General features: G+C 49.3%; 2 tRNA genes and 1 rRNA gene. All 3 read right to left on the bottom strand.

From position 1 onward, the window contains the following. Nucleotides 1–282 precede the first annotated feature (282 nt). Nucleotides 283–358 (bottom strand) — tRNA-Ala (locus FG94_RS03380). Between the two features lie 21 nt (nucleotides 359–379). Then, nucleotides 380–456 (bottom strand) — tRNA-Ile (locus FG94_RS03375). An 82-nt stretch (nucleotides 457–538) separates the two neighbouring features. Further along, nucleotides 539–649: ribosomal RNA gene (locus FG94_RS03370) — 16S ribosomal RNA — on the bottom strand; the annotation flags it as partial.

Here is a 649-nt window from a genome sequence, read left to right as displayed (position 1 = left end):
GCAAGCTACTACGTCCTTCATCGCCTGTAATCGCCAAGGCATCCACCATGTGCACTTATTCGCTTGTCCCTATAACGTTGGCCCCTGCTGACAACAGGGATCGTCATAGAAATCAAGAGTACAGCTTAATTGCATGTTTGTTGATACTTGATTACTACCCTAAGTGTGCATTTTTACATGCACGCTTAAAAAAACTTTACTTCTTCCAGATTGTTAAAGAACGAAAAAACAGTGATCTCGAAAAGATCAAACCTAAACCGCAGAGGCTTACGTTTGAGCTTTTGGTGGAGGATGACGGGATCGAACCGACGACCCCCTGCTTGCAAAGCAGGTGCTCTCCCAGCTGAGCTAATCCCCCCGTGGTATTGCTTGATAACCATGGTGGGTCTGGTTGGATTCGAACCAACGACCCCCGCGTTATCAACACGGTGCTCTAACCGACTGAGCTACAGACCCAAACTGTTCTCGTTACTTAGTTCCAACAGCCGATAAGCGTAGGCGCTTGATGACGGAGCGTTAGCCCCTGGTGCTACTCTAGAAAGGAGGTGATCCAGCCGCACCTTCCGATACGGCTACCTTGTTACGACTTCACCCCAGTCACGAATCCTACCGTGGTAAGCGCCCTCCTTGCGGTTAAGCTACCTACTTC

Source organism: Massilia sp. LC238 (assembly GCF_000735635.1).
GTDB classification, from domain to species: Bacteria; Pseudomonadota; Gammaproteobacteria; order Burkholderiales; family Burkholderiaceae_D; genus Telluria; species Telluria varians.
This window is presented reverse-complemented; position numbering and strand designations above follow the sequence as displayed.